The organism is Sphingorhabdus wooponensis, assembly GCF_003933235.1.
Taxonomy (GTDB): Bacteria; Pseudomonadota; Alphaproteobacteria; order Sphingomonadales; family Sphingomonadaceae; genus Sphingorhabdus_B; species Sphingorhabdus_B wooponensis.
Genome location: NZ_RWJI01000001.1, coordinates 1,133,546 through 1,147,350 on the forward strand (window position 1 = coordinate 1,133,546; position 13,805 = coordinate 1,147,350).

12 protein-coding genes are annotated in these 13,805 nt (G+C 54.7%); 7 read left to right on the top strand and 5 right to left on the bottom strand.

Annotated elements, in window-relative coordinates:
* Positions 1-37: 37 nt before the first annotated feature.
* Complete coding sequence (locus D7D48_RS05630) at positions 38-1,378, top strand: bifunctional folylpolyglutamate synthase/dihydrofolate synthase (protein ID WP_125230355.1); 1,341 nt, start codon at positions 38-40, stop codon at positions 1,376-1,378.
* Here the strand turns inward: D7D48_RS05630 and D7D48_RS05635 are convergent.
* The gene (locus D7D48_RS05635) at positions 1,363-2,931 is read right to left on the bottom strand and encodes an AmpG family muropeptide MFS transporter (protein ID WP_125230356.1); all 1,569 of its coding nucleotides are present in this window, start codon (positions 2,929-2,931) and stop codon (positions 1,363-1,365) included. The genes D7D48_RS05630 and D7D48_RS05635 overlap by 16 nt on opposite strands.
* A 92-nt stretch (positions 2,932-3,023) precedes the next feature.
* Between D7D48_RS05635 and D7D48_RS05640 the strand changes: the two genes are divergently transcribed.
* From D7D48_RS05640 to cysK, 5 genes are all read left to right on the top strand, one after another.
* A complete protein-coding gene (locus D7D48_RS05640; RefSeq protein ID WP_125230357.1) occupies positions 3,024-3,869 on the top strand; it encodes a pseudouridine synthase in 846 nt (281 codons plus the stop codon).
* Positions 3,869-4,417: a 16S rRNA (guanine(966)-N(2))-methyltransferase RsmD gene (rsmD, locus tag D7D48_RS05645; protein WP_245964345.1), complete on the top strand. Its 549-nt coding sequence runs from the start codon at positions 3,869-3,871 to the stop codon at positions 4,415-4,417. The genes D7D48_RS05640 and rsmD overlap by 1 nt, the downstream gene beginning before the upstream one ends.
* Before the next feature lie 89 nt (positions 4,418-4,506).
* Complete coding sequence (locus D7D48_RS05650; RefSeq protein WP_125230359.1) at positions 4,507-6,810, top strand: ATP-dependent helicase; 2,304 nt, start codon at positions 4,507-4,509, stop codon at positions 6,808-6,810.
* Positions 6,811-6,894: 84 nt separating this feature from the next.
* Positions 6,895-8,223: an MFS transporter gene (locus D7D48_RS05655; protein WP_125230360.1), complete on the top strand. Its 1,329-nt coding sequence runs from the start codon at positions 6,895-6,897 to the stop codon at positions 8,221-8,223.
* On the top strand, positions 8,220-9,140 hold the full coding sequence (gene cysK / locus D7D48_RS05660) for a cysteine synthase A (protein WP_125230361.1): 921 nt from the start codon (positions 8,220-8,222) through the stop codon (positions 9,138-9,140). Before D7D48_RS05655 ends, cysK begins: the two co-directional genes overlap by 4 nt.
* A 76-nt stretch (positions 9,141-9,216) precedes the next feature.
* On the opposite strand, the gene D7D48_RS05665 is transcribed toward cysK, so the two are convergent.
* The 3 genes from D7D48_RS05665 to D7D48_RS05675 form a co-directional block, all read right to left on the bottom strand.
* A complete protein-coding gene (locus tag D7D48_RS05665) occupies positions 9,217-11,016 on the bottom strand; it encodes an acyl-CoA dehydrogenase C-terminal domain-containing protein (protein WP_125230362.1) in 1,800 nt (599 codons plus the stop codon).
* Positions 11,017-11,048: 32 nt separating this feature from the next.
* Positions 11,049-11,501, bottom strand: coding sequence for a MerR family transcriptional regulator (locus D7D48_RS05670; protein WP_125230363.1), 453 nt, complete (start codon positions 11,499-11,501; stop codon positions 11,049-11,051).
* Between the two features lie 93 nt (positions 11,502-11,594).
* Positions 11,595-12,383: a L,D-transpeptidase family protein gene (locus D7D48_RS05675; protein ID WP_245964346.1), complete on the bottom strand. Its 789-nt coding sequence runs from the start codon at positions 12,381-12,383 to the stop codon at positions 11,595-11,597.
* A 133-nt stretch (positions 12,384-12,516) separates the two neighbouring features.
* Here D7D48_RS05675 and D7D48_RS05680 point away from each other — a divergent pair, with 133 nt between their 5' ends.
* Positions 12,517-13,227, top strand: a complete 711-nt coding sequence (locus tag D7D48_RS05680) for a murein L,D-transpeptidase catalytic domain family protein (RefSeq protein ID WP_245964347.1) — start codon at positions 12,517-12,519, stop codon at positions 13,225-13,227.
* A 2-nt stretch (positions 13,228-13,229) separates the two neighbouring features.
* Here the strand turns inward: D7D48_RS05680 and D7D48_RS05685 are convergent, their stop codons facing one another.
* Positions 13,230-13,769, bottom strand: a complete 540-nt coding sequence (locus D7D48_RS05685) for a superoxide dismutase family protein (RefSeq protein ID WP_125230364.1) — start codon at positions 13,767-13,769, stop codon at positions 13,230-13,232.
* Positions 13,770-13,805 lie beyond the last annotated feature (36 nt).

Genomic DNA, 13,805 nt, shown 5'->3' on the forward strand with positions numbered 1-13,805 from the left:
TCATTACCGCGCATACGGGAATGACAAAGGAAGATGAATGCCCGACCACGCCACCTCCAATGACCCTGCTGTTCAGGCGCAGCTTGACCGGCTGACTATGCTGTCACCCGGCAAGGACGTGTTAGGCCTTGAACGCATTGCAACCTTGCTCGATCGTCTGGGTAACCCGCATCATCATCTTCCACCCGTCTTCCACGTTTCTGGGACCAATGGCAAAGGCTCAACTTGTGCCTTTCTGCGCGGTGCCATTGAGGCGGCAGGGCTAACGGCACATGTCTATTCCAGTCCGCATTTGGTACGCTTTAACGAGCGCATACGAGTCGCGGGGCGGCTGATTGACGATATTACTCTGTCGGCACTTCTGTCCGAAGTCCTCGACCATGCAGAGGGGTTGGAGGCGAGCTTTTTTGAAGTGACTACAGCCGTTGCCTTTTGCGCCTTTGCACGGACGAAGGCAGATGCGTGCATTGTCGAAGTCGGCCTTGGCGGTCGGTTAGACGCGACCAACGTTCTGACTAAGCCTGTAGCGTGCGGCATTGCTTCGCTGGGTTTAGATCATGAGGCATTTTTGTTGGCGGCGGAAGATGGCGTGCCCGAAATGCCGCCGCTTGACCGGATCGCCTTTGAAAAGGCGGGCATTGCCAAATCCGGCGCGCCTTTAGTCACGCAAAAATATAGCGTCTCCATGGCAAGCACAGTTGCTGCACAAGCGTCCGTGCACAATGCGGTAGTACATCCGCGCGGCGAAGACTGGGATGCGGCTGTATATGACGGGCGCTTGCATTACCGCGATGCCGCTGGAAAGCTGAACCTGCCCCTGCCCCGCATGCCGGGCGCGCATCAGGCGGATAATGCGGCCTTGGCGGTGGCAATGTTGCGGCATCAATCGGCGATCTCTGTGCCCGAAGCTGCCTTGTCCGCTGCGATGGAGTGGACGCGTTGGCCCGCACGGATGCAATTACTAGCGGCAGGGCCGCTGACTGACTTATTACCCGATGGTTCCTATATTTGGCTGGATGGCGGCCATAACCCTGATGCAGGGGGCGTAATTGCCAAGATACTGAAAAACGGCGGGCCCGTGCATGTCATCATCGGCATGTTGAAGAATAAGGACGCGCTTGGTTTCTTGACACCATTTGCATCGAAGATTGCAACGCTGACCGCTGTGCCAATTCCGGGCCATGAACATCATCTGCCAACTGCGCTTTGCGACTTGGCGCTTTCCGAACTGCACATCGCTGATGCACGGCCAGCAGGCGACATTGTGACTGCGCTGACGCGTGTGGCGGGCCCGCAAGCCCCAGCCAATGTCCTCATCTGCGGATCGCTATATTTGGCAGGTGAAGTGTTACGTCTGAACGATCAGGTGCCGGACTGAGGCAGGCGCTTCGATTGCCCTTTCCAAGCGAGCAACCCGCCTGTCACCAGCAATGCTGCAAAAGCCAATGTGACATCGTTTGCGAACTCTAACGGTTGCGAAAGAAGCAGCCCGATGAGGCCAGCGACAACCAGTAAGAAGCCAAGGATACGTATCGGCCCGACCGGACCCTTCAACGCCTTTTCATCGACAGCCGCAACCTGATGGATGCTTTGCACGACATAGCCTTTGCTCCACAACACCCAAAGCAAGATCATGCCCGGAATTGCTGCGACGACGGTAAAGCCCCAAAAGCCGACCCAACCTACATTTTCTGCAACAATGCCCGCTGGTCCCGCCATAAACGTCCGGCCAACGCCAGCAAAGGACGACAGCAACGCAAATTGCGTCGCGGTGTAGGCTATGCTCGACAGACCTGACAAATAGGTCGCGAAAACGGTGAGGCCTATACCGCTCGTTAAATTCTCCGTGCAAATGGCCGCAACCATCATCCAGTAACTATTGCCCGTAGCCGCCAAGATCATGAACATAACGTTGGAAAACATCATCAGCAGGCCCGAAATCAGCAAAGCGCGGCCCATGCCCAGCCACAAGATGAACGGCGCGCCCAAGGCCGACCCCACAATCAACGCGCCGAAGCCCCATAATTTATTGGCCGATATATAATCGAGATCGGAAAAGCCCAGATCGACAATCATTGGGCTTAACATCGCCTGCCCCATGGCATCGCCCACCTTATACACAAGGACAAAGCCAAGAATGAGGAACGCCCCATGCCGCGTTAAGAATTCACGGAACGGGTTTATTACCGCCTCTGTCAGCCATTGTTTCGGCTTCATACCCTCCACATGGGCGAAACGATCCACAAACTTGCCCGGCCCGGCCCATAAGGCGCCAATGATAGCCGGAATGATGCAAAATGCGGTCAGGCCATAGGCCGTCGACCATCCGAGCCCCAAGCCCTCTTGCGAAGCAAAATAGATGGTTCCAGCACCCGCAATCAAATTGCCCGTACGATACCCAAACTGGTTTGTTGCCGTGCCGTGCGCGAATTCTTCTTCTTCCAATATTTCTATACGATAGGCGTCAATAACGATGTCCTGCGTTGCCGATAGGAACGCGGTGATCAATGCCCAAACCGCAAATAGCCCCATGTCACCGGGCTGCGGATTGCTCGCACCTAATTGCCAAATCGACACGAAAAGTAAGGCCTGCACGAAGAACAACCAACTGCGGCGTTGCCCGAATAATTTGGTCAAAAACGGCAGATGCAGCTTGTCGACCAACGGGGCCCAGAGGAATTTAAGCGTGTACGGAATGCCCAATGCTACAGCAAAACCGATAGTTGCCGTGTCGATGCCAACTTTTGCCAACCAAAATGTCATTGTCGCGACAAGCAAGGTCAGCGGAAAGCCGCTCGAAATGCCCAGCAGAAAGGTAATGACAGGGTTTTTGCGCAGATATGGCCGAAATGCCGGAACAGTCAGCGCGATCAATGGTAGAGCGAGCAAAATGCCCGCAAAAATGATAAAACGCAGCAAATCGACTGACATTTGGCCCCCTCCAAAATTATTGCGACGATGACTAACGCCATTTTCCTGAATGGCCAGTGACTTTTACAGCAATATGCGCCAAAGGCGCGGACATGGTTAAACCTCCGTCAAAAGCTCCTGCCCGTCCGACCAAGCCACCGCGTCTGCGTTGGGACAGCAAACCGTCACGTAAACCCAACCCAAATGCCGGCCCGAGCAAGGGCGCTTTGGAACGCAAGGATGGTGAAGAGCGCATTGCAAAGCTGCTCGCGCGCGCTGGTGTTGCGTCGCGTCGTGAAATCGAACGCATGATTGCCGATGGCCGAGTCACGCTGAACAATGAAAAGGTGGAAACGCCTGCAACCCTATTAAAGTCACTCCGTGGCGTCGCTGTGGATGGCAAGGCCGTGGGTCAGCCCGCGCCGACCCAATTATACATGTTCCACAAGCCCGAGGGCTGCTTGACCGCTGAACGCGACTTTAGCGGGCGCAAGACAATATACGACGTCCTGCCCAAGGATTTACCACGCCTGATGCCCATTGGGCGTCTCGATCTGAACACCGAAGGTTTGTTATTGCTGACCAATGATGGCGAATTCAAACGCCAGATGGAATTGCCATCGACCGGTGTTGAACGCACCTATCGTGCGCGTTGCTTTGGGGATGTCAGCCAGGAACAGCTGGAAGAGCTGATCCACGGTATTGAAATTGAAGGCGTTAAATATGGCAAAATCGACGCCAATCTGGAACGCCGCACAGGCCGCAATGGCTGGGTCGAAATGACGCTGACGGAAGGTAAAAACCGCGAAGTCCGCCGCGTGCTGGAACATTTGGGTCTTGAAGTCAGCCGACTCATCCGTACGCGCTACGGCCCGTTCGTTCTAGGCGAACTCGCGCCCGGTACTGTCGGCGAAGTGCGCCGTGTGGACCTCATCGAATTTCGAAAGACGTTGAAATAATGCGTATCATTTCCGGCCAGTGGCGCTCGCGACCGCTTGTTGCGCCGAAGGGCGACACAACCCGCCCGACGGCAGACCGCACGCGTGAGACATTATTCTCCATGCTGACAAGTCGTCTGGGGTCATTTGAAGATTTGCGTGTGCTTGACCTATTTGCGGGATCTGGCGCGCTTGGGCTAGAGGCTTTGTCGCGCGGCGCGGCGCATTGCACCTTCGTCGAGCAGGATGCGCTTGCACTCGATGCACTTGCCAAGAACATCGATAAGCTAGGCGCAAGAGACCAAAGTGATGTACGGAAATCCTCAGTATTGTCTCTCGGCACTGCAATAAAGCCGGCAGATATCGTCTTAATGGACCCACCCTATTTGAGCGGCGCAGGTTCAGTTGCGCTGGATAAGCTGGGCCGCTTTGGTTGGTTCGCGCCTTCAGCTTGGATTAGCGTTGAAACGAGCATCAAGGAAGATGTCGAGGTAAAAGGCTTCACGATCGACACCGTCCGCAATGTCGGCAAAGCAAAGCTCACTTTATTGCGGCCCGCGGCGCTGTAACGGCGCGCGCACTTTCTGCCCTATTATAGTTCCAGCATAGGACCTAACAGCGCTTGCGGTTCGGCGCGTTGTTCCCTAACTGTTCGCAGATGTCAGACATTCAGGTCCAGTCCGATCCGTCGCAAACGGAACCGCCTTGGTTGCGTGGGTTAAACCCGCCGCAACGTGAAGCCGTGCTTACGACCGAAGGACCTGTGCTCCTGCTGGCGGGCGCAGGCACGGGTAAAACGGCCGCGTTGACCGCCCGTATGGCGCAGATATTATATACGCGCCAAGCATGGCCGTCAGAAATTCTCGCGGTCACATTCACCAACAAGGCGGCACGCGAAATGCGTGAACGTATTGGCACTATGGTAGGCTCCGCGGTAGAAGGAATGCCCTGGCTTGGCACCTTCCATAGCATTGGCGCAAAGCTACTACGCCGCCACGCCGAAATCATCGGCCTACAGAGCAACTTCACGATTATCGATACGGATGATCAGCTTCGGCTGTTGAAGCAACTTATCCAGTCCGAAGATTTGGACGAGAAGCGTTTTCCTGCGCGCGGATTAGCGAGCTTACTCGACAAATGGAAGAATGCGGGCAAATCGCCTGCCGATTTGGACGCTGCTGACAATGAAGCTTTTGCCAACGGCAAAGGCCAGCATATGTATGCGCTGTATCAAGCACGGCTGCTGGCGCTGAACGCCTGCGACTTTGGTGATTTGTTGTTGCATGGCCTGAACCTGCTGAAGAACAACCGCGATATCCTCGAAAAATATCAAGCGCAGTTCAAATATATCCTTGTCGACGAATATCAGGATACCAACGCCGTCCAATATCTGTGGCTGCGATTGCTGGCGCAAAAACGCAAGAATATCTGCTGCGTCGGTGATGATGACCAAAGCATCTATTCATGGCGCGGGGCCGAAGTTGCAAACATCCTGCGCTTTGAAAAGGATTTTCCGGGCGCCAAGACGATCAAGCTAGAACAAAATTACCGCAGCACGCCGCATATTCTTGCGGCGGCATCGGGCCTCATTGATGCCAACAGCGCACGGCTTGGCAAAACATTATGGACCGAATTGGACGATGGTGAAAAGGTCCGGATCATTGGCGTGTGGGACGGCCCCGAAGAGGCCCGCCGCGTCGGAGAGGAAATCGAGGCAATCCAGTATAAAGGCGAAAGTCTGGACAATATTGCGATACTCGTGCGCGCCCAACACCAGACGCGTGAATTTGAAGACCGTTTCATACAAATCGGTGTCAATTATCGAATAGTCGGTGGTTTTCGTTTTTACGAGCGTGCCGAAATTCGCGATGCTATTGCCTATTTACGTATCGTCAATCAGCCCGCCGACGACCTTGCCTTTGAACGGATTGTCAACGTGCCCAAGCGCGGCATTGGCGATAAGGCAGTCGAAAAAATTCATATTGTGGCGCGCGCAGAACGCACCCCTTTATCCGTCGCCGCCGCGCGTCTGGTCGGAACCGACGAACTGACAGGCAAGGCTCGCAAGTCCCTTGCGGACCTGGTGGTCGACATTGCCCGCTGGCGGGACGAGGCCGCGACGATGTCGCCGGCCAATTTGACACGCCTGATATTGGACGAAAGCGGCTATACTGCCGTCTTACAGGCGGAGCGCAGTACGGAGGCATCGGGCCGCCTCGAAAACCTCAGCGAACTTGCCCGCGCGATGGAAGAATATGAGAGCTTGGGCGAGTTTCTGGAGCATGTGAGTTTGGTCATGGACAATGACCGCGGCGACACCGGCGCAAGCGTCACGATTATGACCATCCATGCCGCCAAGGGCCTTGAATATGACAATGTTTTCTTGGTCGGCTGGGAAGAAGGCATTTTTCCCTCGCAACGCGCGTTGGACGAAGGTGGGCTTGCTTCGTTGGAAGAAGAACGCCGCTTGGCTTATGTTGCGATTACGCGCGCCAAGCGCAAATGCACCATTATCCATGCCGCCAATCGCCGCATTTATGGCCAATGGACCAGCAGCATCCCCAGCCGTTTCATTGAAGAACTGCCGCTCGACCATATTGAGGCCGAACAGACGATGACAGGCGGCGCATCCTTATGGCGCGCCAACTGGAGCGAACAGACCGACCCGTTCGCGCATCTGGCTGCCGCCAATCAAGGCCGAAGCAACGCGCGTGGCCCTGGCTGGCAACGCGCCGCCACCTCGGGCGGCTTCAACCCCCGACCGCAGCGCATAGCGGAAAACACGCGCAGCGCCGTCAGCTTGGGTAACAAGGGCCGAAGTGACCTCAGCATTGGCCTGCGCGTTTTCCATGAAAAATTTGGTTATGGTACCATTGCATTGATTGAAGGCAACAAGCTTGAGATCGATTTTGAGCAAGCCGGCCGGAAGCGCGTCATAGACAGCTTTGTAAGTCTAGGCTGAATTGCTGCGGCCATGACCTCATGATAGGGCTGGTAACATCGTGCACATTGCGCTTCGAAACATAAGCCGATAGGCCCACAGAATATGTCCGAAACACCCGCTGAAATTCATCCGCTCAAAATCGCTGACTTCCGCTTTTACTGGATGGCGCGCTTTATGGCGGTGCTTGCCACTATGGGGATGGTCGTTGTTATCGGTTATCAGGCCTATGACATCGCGCGCAGCGATTATGGCATGTCCATACGCGAGGCATCGTTGCAACTGGGCCTGTTGGGGTTGGTACAATTTGTTCCCCTCGCGCTGCTGACGCCCGTAGCCGGATGGGCCGCAGATCGCTGGGAACGGCGGACGGTCGCACGGCTCGCCAATAGCATCGACATGGTTGTGGCGCTTGCTTTGGGTTGGTTCACTTATGTGGACGGACTAACGCTCCCTCTCCTTTTCCTGTTTGCGGCCTTGCACGGTGTCGCACGCGTTTTTGTCGGGCCGTCCATGTCGGCGATTGCGCCCAACATTGTGCCACCCAGTTCCCTGCCCCGTGCGATTGCCTTAAGCTCCATCGCTTGGCAGATTGGCTCGGTCATTGGCCCTGCGGCAGGTGGTCTGATGTTCGCCGCAAGCCCGTCGCTGCCATATTTCGCATCGGCTGGCCTCATGCTCATGGCGACGATCAGCCTCAGCTGCGTACGGCCCGTCTATCCGCCGCCGATGGAAAAGAAAATTCACCCTATCCGCCAGATGGTAGATGGTATGCGTTACACTTGGTCTGAACGCTTCTTATTGGGTGCCATTACACTTGACCTGTTTGCAGTGTTGCTCGCGGGCGCAACGGCTATGCTTCCGGTCTATGCGCGCGACATCTTGATGGTTGGCCCAGACGGTCTTGGGCAATTGCGCGCGGCACCTGCTATCGGTGCTTCAGTCGTGGCACTCATGCTTACCTTCCGGCCACTGCGTCACAATGTCGGCGCAAAAATGCTGTGGGCTGTGGTCGTATTCGGGATTGCGACAATAGGTTTTGGTCTAAGCCATGAAATCGGCTCCCGTGTCTTCGGTGACGCGCGTATTGGTTTCCTGAACATGGGCGCTGGAATGGCGGTGGCTTTGGTCATGCTGGTCATACTTGGCGCCTCAGACATGTTGTCCGTTTATGTGCGCTCCTCACTTGTGCAGCTCAACACCCCCGATGAGATGCGCGGACGGGTAAGTTCGGTGTCCGGCCTTGCGATTTCCGCATCTAATGAATTGGGCGAATTGCAGTCCGGCGTGGCCGCCGCGGTGCTTGGTCCCGTTGGCGCGGTTGTATTTGGCGGCGCGGGTGCCATATTCGTTGCAGCTATTTGGGCGGGATTGTTCCCCGAACTTAAAAACGCCCGCACATTCGAACCGCAATATAGAGGAAAAAGTCCATGAAAGCGCAATCGATCCTCGAAACCATTGGTAACAGCCCGCATATTCGCATGGGACGTATGTTCCCGAATGCAGAGGTCTGGATTAAGTCGGAACGGTCAAATCCCGGCGGATCGATTAAGGACCGCATTGGCTTGGCCATGATTGAGGCGGCCGAAAAGGATGGTAGTCTTAAACCCGGCGGCACAATCATTGAACCAACCTCCGGCAATACCGGCGTTGGCCTTGCAATGGTCGCGGCAGTGAAGGGCTATAAGCTCATCCTCGTCATGCCCGAATCCATGTCGCTGGAACGTCGCCGTTTGATGCTGGCTTATGGCGCTTCATTTGACCTTACCCCGCGTGAAAAGGGCATGAGAGGTGCGATTGAACGCGCATTAGAATTGGTATCACAAACCGCAAATTCATGGATGCCACAGCAATTCGAAAATCCGGCCAACATCAACGTCCATGTGCGCACCACAGCGCTGGAGATATTGGAAGATTTTGCCGACACCCCTATTGATGTAATGATCACTGGCGTCGGCACTGGCGGGCATATCACTGGTTGTGCAGAAGTCCTGAAAAAGGCTTGGCCAAAGCTCAAAGTCTTCGCGGTCGAGCCGACGTTATCGCCCGTCATCAGCGGAGGCCAGCCAGGTCCACATGCGATCCAGGGGATTGGCGCTGGATTCATTCCAGACAATTTGCACACCGCTTTACTAGATGGTGTTATTCAGGTTGATCCTGAAGCAGCAAAAGAAACCGCGCGCCGCGCCGCGCGCGAAGAGGGCATGCTGGTCGGCATCTCATCAGGTGCAACGCTGGCTGCAATTGCGCAGAAACTACCTGAACTACCGGCTGGAACCCGCGTCCTTGGTTTCAATTATGATACTGGTGAGCGCTATCTGTCGGTTCCGGATTTCTTACCGGTGGAATAAACCAAAGCTTGCATAAACAAAAAATGCCGGGAGATAACTTCCCGGCATTTTGTTTTTCTGACGGAGCAATGGGTGTTTAAGCTGCTGCGAACATTTCCGGCGTAAGTGCCATAATCGCCTCACTGCCTGCTTCAATCTTGCGACGAAGCGCGCCACAATCCGGCATGTGACGCTCCGCAAAATAACGCGCGGTAACTAGCTTGGTTTCGTAAAATGCCGCGTTTCCTATGCCCGCATCCAAAGCCTTCTGTGCGCTTTGCGCCATACGCAGCCATTGCAGGCCAAGCGCAACAATGCCCATGATGTGCATATAATGATGCGCGCCTGCGCCGATATTGTTTGGATTGGCCATGCCATTTTGCATGAACCACATGGTCGACGCCTTCAAATCACCATTGGCCTTCTCAAGGCGACCAGCCAAATCCGCCAACGGCCCATCCTTGGCAGCAGCGCATTCCTCATCGACAATCTTGAAAAGCGCCTGAATAGCGCGACCACCATTTTGGGCGAGCTTTCGGCCGACGAGATCCATGGCTTGCACACCGTTCGTGCCTTCATAGATCATCGCGATACGGGCATCGCGGACATATTGCTCCATGCCCCATTCGGCGATGTAGCCATGGCCGCCATAGACTTGCTGCGCGTTGGTTGCGACTTCATAGCCCTTGTCCGTGCCATAGCCTTTGATGACCGGCGTTAACAAAGACAGTAAATCATCAGCGGTCTGGCGCTCTTCCTCGGTTTGCGCATGATGCAGCAAATCGGCCTGCAACGCGCCCCATAGACACAAGGCACGCATGCCCTCAGTAAATGCCTTTGCATCCATCAACATACGGCGCACATCAGGGTGCACAAACAAAGTGTCGGCCTTTTGCTCCAAATCCTGCGGTCCAGTCAGCGCGCGGCCCTGACGGCGGTCTTGCGCATAATGCACCGCATTTTGGTATGCGACTTCTGCAATGCCTAAGCCCTGCTGCCCCACGCCCAAGCGCGCGATGTTCATCATGATGAACATGGCCGCGAGGCCTTTATTCTCTTCGCCAACTAAATAGCCGGTGGCGCCGTCATAGTTCATCACGCAGGTGGCGTTGCCGTGGATGCCCATTTTATGTTCAATCGAACCACAGGACAAAGCATTACGTGCACCAAGCGACCCGTCGTCATTCACAAGGAATTTGGGCACGATGAACAACGATATGCCTTTTACACTGTCCGGTGCACCGGGTGTTTTTGCGAGTACCAAATGAATGATATTCTCAGTCAGGTCGTGCTCCCCCGACGAAATGAAAATTTTAGTCCCGGAAATCGCGTAGCTGCCATCTCCATTAGGTTCTGCCTTAGTGCGAATAAGGCCAAGGTCGGTTCCACAATGCGGCTCGGTCAGGTTCATTGTCCCGCCCCATTTGCCCGAGATCATGTTCGGGGCATATTTGGCCTTCTGCTCCTCACTGCCCTTAACCAAAATCGCCGATACCGCGCCCTGCGTCAGGCCGGGATACATCGCAAACGCCATGTTGGAACTCGCCATCAGCTCCTCAAAGGCCATGGAGACGATGTGCGGCATGCCCTGCCCGCCAAACTCCACGGGACTCGACAATGTGCCCCAGCCACCTTCGCAATATAGCTTATAGGCTTCCTTGAAGCCCTCAGGCGTAGTCACGCTGCCATCCTCATGCCGGGTGCAGCCCTGCAGATCACCAACTTGGTTCAAGGGGAACAGGACATTTTCAACAAATTTTGCGCCTTCAGTCAGAATCGCATCAATCATATCTGGGCTGGCATTTTCAAAACCGGGCAAATTGGCGTAGCGCTCAACACCCAAAACTTCGTTAAGGATGAACTGCGTGTCGCGAACGGGGGCGGTGTAGCTTGGCATTTTCGGTCCTTTAGATAGCAGTGAATAGGGCGTTACGCCGCGGCAGATTTTTCTGCGGCTTCGACCTGTTCTACCGTTGAAACAAATTCGGTCAGCTCTTTAATCGCGCTCTCAATATCATCGCGTTGAGACTTCAACAGATTGATACGGTCGCGACATTTTTCAATGGTCACGCGGCGTTGAATATTGCGGCCGTCATTCAGGTCATACAGATCTATCATCTCGCGAATTTCAGCAAGGCTAAAACCAACCCGCTTTGCCCGCAATATCCACGCCAAACGCGCCCTGTCCCGTTTTGAATAAATGCGTGCTAAGCCCATACGTTCCGGAGAAATCAGGCCCTGATCTTCGTAAAAACGCAAGGCCCGCGCCGTTACCTCAAATTCGACCGACAGGTCGGATATCGTAAACGAATCCCGATTATATGCGTCAGGCGTGTCGATAGTCGCATCGGCTCGCCTTTCTTCGCGCGTGACAGATTCCATAGCGCCTTCCCTCTTGGTTGCCCTAACGTCACTAGTTTACGTTAGCGTAAACGTCAATCGGGGAAGTGAGGGATGCGGCTGGAATATAGCGTGTTAAACTGATGGCTCAGGCAGCGATGCGTCTTCTGGCTTTGGTGCCAGTACCGGCGGCGATAGCGCAGGATCATTTGTTGCATCCTTTGCCCCCGTCACAGCTTCTGTGGCTGGCTGCGGCGATGGCCGCTTAACGGGCGTTGACGTATCTTGAAGAACGACGACCTCCTGCCCCTTTTGCGTGACGTCGAATAATGCCTTGGCAAAGGCAAGGGGCAAGCGAATACAACCATGCGACGCGGGATATCCGGGCAAGTAACCGCCATGGATGGCAATCCCATCCCATGTCAGGCGCTGCATAAATGGCATTGGCGCATTGCTGTAGAGATTGGATTTATGATCGACATTTTTCTGAAGAATATTGAAAATGCCCGTCGGCGTTTCTTTGCCTTTTTTCCCAGATGAAATGGTGCTGAAGCCAATTAGCTTATCGTTCTGAAACACATAAATCCGCTGAATATCGAGCACGATAACGATTTTCATCGGTCCTTCGTATACATCCTGCTTGGCCCACCGAAACTGTCCGGGTTTCAGTGCGTCAACTGGCCCTTTTACGCGAGGCTTTGGCGCGGGGCTTGCAATCGGGGTTTTCGAAGCAGATGGATTTGTCGCAGGCGGCGGGACAACGGGTGCCGTAACTTGAGACGCAACGTCAGATAACTGGCCTTGCTCTAAAGGTGCAGGCGCTGCCTGCTCCAATCCTTGCGTTCCAGCTTGGGCCGGCATGGCAGTCATCAACAAAAGCGCTATTATGCCCTGCAATGTGCGGATACCCGCGCCGAAACCCATAATATTGCCCTAACTAACCTATATTGTGCCGCACAAGACAGCATATGAATGGGCATATCATCATCTATATGAAAATTCGACGTCAATTTTCCCGCAGCCATATATAATCAGCCTGCGCCCCCTAAGTTCCGACATGATGCGCCTAACCGTCCTGCTTTTGCGCTCAAATGCCTTAGAGACCCTATTTATCGCCAGCTTTGAGCCCTATCTTGCCCTTATGAACATAGGACGCAGGCAATTCATTCACTCAGCGGTTTTAGGCGCAAGCTTACTTACGGTTCCATCAAAGGCGGCCGACATTGTCTTTCGGCCGGGCACGGGCGCCGAACCGGGCAGCCCATCGCCTTTATTGCTTGATCGCGCAAAGGCAGCATTGGCGGCGCATAATGCACGTATCCGCAACCATGATCTTCTTGCCATCGCAGACTTTTCAAAGCCATCGCGCGATCCGCGCTTTTACGTTGTCGATCTGCGCAGTGGGAAATCCGACACATTCTTGGTCGCCCATGGCAAAGGTTCGGATCCAAGCCATAGCGGCTGGGTCCAACATTTCTCTAACGTGCATGGGTCTGAGGCGACGTCCGCGGGCAGTTACCTCGTCGGTGAGACCTATTTTGGTCAATATGGCGAATCCCGCCGGTTAATCGGGCTTGATCCGCAAAATGACCAAGCTGAGGCCCGCGCGATTGTCATTCACCCTGCTTGGTATGTGAACCGATCGCTCATTCAAGACCAAGGCAAGATTGGCCGCAGCCAAGGCTGCTTTGCTTTTGCAAAGGATGATATCAACGTGATCCTGGAGCGCGTGGCCCCAGGATGCCTGCTATACGCGGATAAGGTGTAAGCTCAGCTGCTGTTGCCGGATTTGAACACGCCACAGATAATGCGCTTGCCGCTGTTCCCGCTTGGGTCGGTTTTATAGTCATCGGCTTTCTCGTGAATGACAAGCGCCCCGCCATCGGCATCCAGCAAACCGTTCGGCCCGGTCAGCACGACATCCTTCAATTTATACTCCAGCGTGATTTTCATATCAGCGCCTGCGTTCACATTGGGCAAATCGCCGTCATGCGCGCCCATGGGGTTGTCGTGACCATGCTGCTTCATATCGGGGTTCCAGTGCGGCCCTGCGCTGGTGAAGTCGGGTGCTTCACATTTACCAACGGCATGGAGATGCATGCCAAATGTTCCGGCCGTAGGCGCTTGAGCAGATAGGCTTAAAAACACGCCATCGCGCCGCTGGGATATGGTTGCAACGCCTGCCCAACTGCCATCGGCACGAGCCAGATCCGCCGTGATGACTTCAGAGGTCTCCGCCGCCTTCGTAGACTGCAGGGTCGAACAGCTGGCGAGTATTGGAAGGATGAAAATCGGCAGATATTTACGCATATTCTTCTCCTGAATCTGGGTTGTTGCGTGCAACAT